Source organism: Clostridium sp. SGI.024 (assembly GCF_050315195.1).
GTDB lineage: Bacteria > Bacillota > Clostridia > Clostridiales > Clostridiaceae > Clostridium.
Genome location: NZ_JBNPON010000108.1, coordinates 1 through 5,192, shown reverse-complemented (window position 1 = coordinate 5,192; position 5,192 = coordinate 1). Strand labels below are relative to the sequence as shown.

The following is a 5,192-nucleotide window of genomic DNA, read 5'->3' as shown; positions in this document are numbered from 1 at the left end:
AAAGTAACATATTTAATAAGAAATATAGCTCAATTATTAATAATATTTACAAATTTTACTTTATATGGTAAAATGTAAATGATTAAATGGGTGTGTTACCTGAAAAGGGCATAAGCTAACTTATTCCTTATGGGATAAGTTAGCTTTTTTTAAAACTTATAATATTTATATAGTTTAAATATTATAAGTTAACACATCTAAAATAAAGAAGGGAGGGAGATAAGTATTTCTAAATGGCATTAACCCAATATATATACTTATAGTATGTAAACTATCTTGGGTTATTTGTTACTAAGATTTATAAAAAATAATTAATCAAGGAGGAGAATAATGAGAAATAAGATTCATAATGCTTCAAAAAGAATATTACCAATATTCATAGTATTTACTATGTTGTTTTCTTTTGTACCTGTAAGAGCAGAAGAAAATAATGAAGTACAACGAGAGAATATAGCTTTAGGAAAAAGTGCTACTGCATCAGGGTATGAAGCAGGAAGTAATTTTACTGCTGATAAAGTTATTGATGGGAAAATAGATAGGGCCACAGATCTTAATAAGAGTGGAAGTTCAAGATGGGCATCAGAATTAAATGCAGTTAAGCCATGGATTATAATAGATTTAAAAGAAGTTAAAGCTTTAGATGAAGTTGCAATTGAATGGGAAAGAAGAAATGTAAATTCATATAAAATAGAAGTATCAAATGATAATTCTAATTGGGCTGCTGTTTATGAGAGTACAGCAAAAAATGAATTTAGAGAAGTTTTAAATGTTGGGTCACAAAATGCAAGGTATGTAAAGATAACTATAAATGATTATTCCCCAACACAAGAAGGTGGTAATGTTAGTTGGAATACAGTATCCATATATGAAGTTGAAATATATAATAATAAACCACAAGAACCAGAGCAGCCGGAAGAACCAGAAGTTATAGTACCAGAGATTGGACAAAATATTGCATTAGGTAAAAATGCAACTTCATCAAGCAATGAAACTAGTACATTTACAGCAGATAAAGCGGTAGATGGTTCAAATGCAAGGGCTTCTAGATGGGCAAGTGATGTATCATCAGATGATCAATGGATTACAGTTGATTTAGGTGCTAAGATTCAAATAAAAACTATAGTTATTGAGTGGGAAAGAAAAAATGCTCAAGAATATAAAGTACAAGTTTCTGATGATAATAATAATTGGAATGATGTATATACAGCCACATCTGTACCGAAACAAAATAGACAAGAAATTAAACTAAATGAAGCTATTGCTACTAGATATGTAAGAGTTTATGTTAGTAAACATATAGCTAATGCAGATGGTGTTAACTGGAATAATGTATCTATATATGAAATTGAAATTTATAATGGTGATATTCCACAAGGATTAGATGGAGTTGTAAATTCTATAACTGTTAAAAATCTTACACTTGATGATGAAGTGTTACCAATGCCATCAGTACCAGTAGGATATGAAATTTCATTTGTTGGAGCCGACTATGAAGAAGTTATCGGAGCTGATATGAAAATATATAGACCTTTAGTAGATACAAAAGTTCGTGTTAATTTTAAAATAACACAAGGAAATAAAAGTGTATATACTCCAGATATAGAAGTATTAGTGCCTGGATCAAATGAAGTTACAGGTAATGAGGTACCAACTGTTATTCCAGAGCTTAGAGAATGGCTTGGAGGAAATGGTAATTTTGAAATTAATGATGCATCAAGATTAGTTATTTCACCTTCTTCAGAATCAGAATTAAGTGAATATATGAATGTTTTTTCTGAAGATTATAAGGATATAGTTGGTAAAGAAATTGAAGTAGTAGTTTCAGATTCACCAAATAGAGGTGATTTCTATGTTGAATTAAATAATAACCGTCCGGAGCTTAGAACTGAAGGCTATTATATGGAAATTGGTGATTTTGTTAAAGTTGAGGCTAATGAAGCAGAAGCTGTATTTCTATCAACAAGAACAATATTACAAATATTAAAGCAAAATGGAACAACTATTCCAAAAGGGATAACAAGAGATTATCCATTATCAGATATAAGAGGCTTTATGTTAGATGTAGGAAGAAAACCTACTTCTTTGGATTTCTTATATGATATTATGAAACTTATGTCTTGGTATAAAATGAATGATTTCCAAGTTCATTTAAATGACAATTATATTTGGGTTACTGAATATGGTGCAGAGGCAATAGAAAAAGCTTATGCAGGATTTAGATTAGAGTCAAATGATATAGGAGCAAATGGTGTTCCACTAACATCTACAGATATATCATATACTAAAGCAGAATTTGGAGAATTTATTGATAAATCTAAGTTATATGGTGTTAATATAGTACCAGAAATTGAAAGTCCAGCACATGCTTTATCATTTATGAAAGCTCACCCTGAATTTGCTTATGGAAAAGGTGATCATAAGGGCGTTGGTGAAAATGCAGCAATGCTAGATGTCACAAATCCAGAAGTAGTAGAATATATAAAAGGAATATTTAGTGAGTATACAGATGGAGAGAATCCAGTGTTTAGAGATACTAAAGTTCATATAGGTGCAGATGAGTTCTATGGGAATTCAGAGGAATATAGAGCATATACCGATGAAATGCTTAAATATATAAGGGATGAAAAGGGCAGAACACCAAGAGTTTGGGGAAGTCTTTCTAATAAAAGAGGTAATACTCCTGTAACAGCAGAAGGTATAGAAATGAACATTTGGAATAATGGATGGGCAGATCCTTCAGATATGTTTAATGCAGGTTATGACTTAATTAATACTGAAGATGGTAAGCTATATATAGTTCCAGATGCAGGATATTATTATGACTATTTAAACACAAACTATATATATAATAATTATGAAGTAAGTAAATTTGGTAATGGAGATGTAATTCCAGCAGGATCACCACAAATGCGTGGAGGAATGTTTGCTGTTTGGAATGATATGATTGATAGAAAAGCTAATGGTATAGTTGAATTAGATATTTATGATAGGGTATTACCTGCTGTTCAAGCTTTATCAGAAAAAATGTGGGGATTAGCAGAGGATAAAACTTATAATGAGTTTACAGAAGTGGCAGCCAAGGTTTCAAATGCTCCGAATACTAATCCAAGATTTAAAGTAGAATCTAAGACAGAAAAGGTTTTAGAGTATAATTTTAAATCTGCTTCAAATGGTATAGTACCTGATAAGTCTGGAAATGAATATAATTCAACATTCATTAATAATGCTACTATTAAAAATGGAGCATTAAAATTAAATGGCAACAATAGTTATTTAGAAAATTCTATAGAGAATATAGGACCAAACTATACAGTTTCATTTAGTATAAAAAGAGATGAAAATAGTAATAATGAAGAACAAGTTCTTTTTGAATCTGAAAAGGGTTACTTTAAAGCAGTTCAAAAAGAAACTGGAAAAGTAGGATTTTCAAGGGAATTCTATGACTATTCATTTAATTATGAATTGCCTAAAGGTGAATGGGTAGATATAAGCATAGTAGGAAGAATGACTAAAACAGAGCTTTATGTAAATGGAGAATATGTTGATGAAGTAAGTAAGACTAGTACAGCTAGAGATAATGGAACATTTGTATTCCCATTAGAAAAAATAGGTAGTGAAACAAAAGCATTTAATGGCGAATTAAAATCATTAGAAGTTTATAATATTGCTACAAATGTTGCAGATGATACAGTAATTCCACAAGAAACAATGAAAGCATCAGCAACAAGTGAGCATCCAAATGTAGGTTCAGAAGGATTAGCATCTTTTGCCATAGATGGAAAACCAGGAACTATTTGGCATACAAATTACAATACTCCTGTACAATTACCACAAAGCATAACATTAGATTTAGGAAGAGCTTATAATATTAATAAATTCTCATATCTTCCAAGAAGTAATGGAGGTAATGGTACAATCACTGAGTATGAGCTTCAAGTAAGTACAAATGGAACTGATTTTATAACAGTTTCAGAGGGAAATTGGGGGCAAGATGGGACTTTAAAAGTAGTTAATTTTGATGAAGTTTCTAATGTAACACATGTAAGATTAATTGCAAAAGCAGGAGCAGGTGGATTTGCATCAGCTGCTGAGCTAAATGTGCATAAAGTTAAAGAAGTTGTTATAGAACCAACTCCAGAAGTAGATAAAACTGCTTTAAAAGAAGCTATAGACTATGCTGACAAAGTTGTAGCAGAAGGTTCACTAGAGGGTGTAGTACCAGCTGTAGTAAAGGAATTTAATTCTGCATTAGAAGAAGCTAAAGCAGTTTATGAAAATGAAGATGCTACAGAAGAAGTAGTAGATGCAGCTTTCAAGGGATTAGTTAATGTTATCTGGATGCTTGACTTTAAGCAAGGAGATAAAGATGTATTGCAGGCAGTTGTAGATTCAGCAAAAGAGTTAGTTGAGAAAGTATATACTGCTGATTCTTGGGCTAACTTACAAGAAGTTATTGTAATTGCAGATGCAGTGCTTGCAGATGAGAATGCAATGCAAGAAGAAATAGATGAGACTTTAGATTCATTAAAAGCATCTATAGATGGTTTAGTTAAAATTCAAGTTAAGAAGGAAGCACTTGAAAACTTAGTAAATAAATTAGAAGTATTAGATAAGAAAGGATATACTGAAGCAACTTGGACACAATTTGAGAGTGCATTAAAAGCAGCAAAAGAAATTTTGGCTAATACAGATGTAATTCAAGAAGAAGTAGATTCAGCATATAACACATTATTAAAATCTTATCTAGACTTAAGATTAATACCAGATAAATCTAAACTTGAAGATTTAATAAATAAGGCTAAAAATATAGATTTATCAAAATATACAGAGGAAAGTGTAAATGAGTTAAAAACTCAATTATCAAGAGCTAATGAAGTTTTTGTTAATGAAGAGGCAACTCAGGAAGAGGTAAATGATGTAACCAAATCATTAGATAAAGCTTTAAATAATCTTGTTGCTAAGGGCAATGGAAATGGTGGTTCTGGAAATAATGGAAGTGGAAATTCACCTGGAACGGAAACACCTAGTGATTCAAACAATGGTGGAAAACTACCAACTACTGGGGTTGAGACAGGTTATTTGGGAGTAGTTGCTATGTTAAGTATAATTCTAGGTTTAGGATTTATGTACAGAAAAAACTATAAAAAGATATCTTAAAATAAACATTTAAGGGAGATGATTTTCATCTCTCT

At 31.0% G+C, this 5,192-nt stretch carries 1 protein-coding gene; it reads left to right on the top strand.

Annotated elements, in window-relative coordinates; genetic code table 11:
- Positions 1 to 330: 330 nt before the first annotated feature.
- Positions 331 to 5,157 (top strand): discoidin domain-containing protein, encoded by a 4,827-nt coding sequence (locus ACQRD5_RS16620; RefSeq protein WP_291631696.1) that lies wholly within the window; start codon positions 331 to 333, stop codon positions 5,155 to 5,157.
- The last annotated feature ends 35 nt before the right edge of the window (positions 5,158 to 5,192 follow it).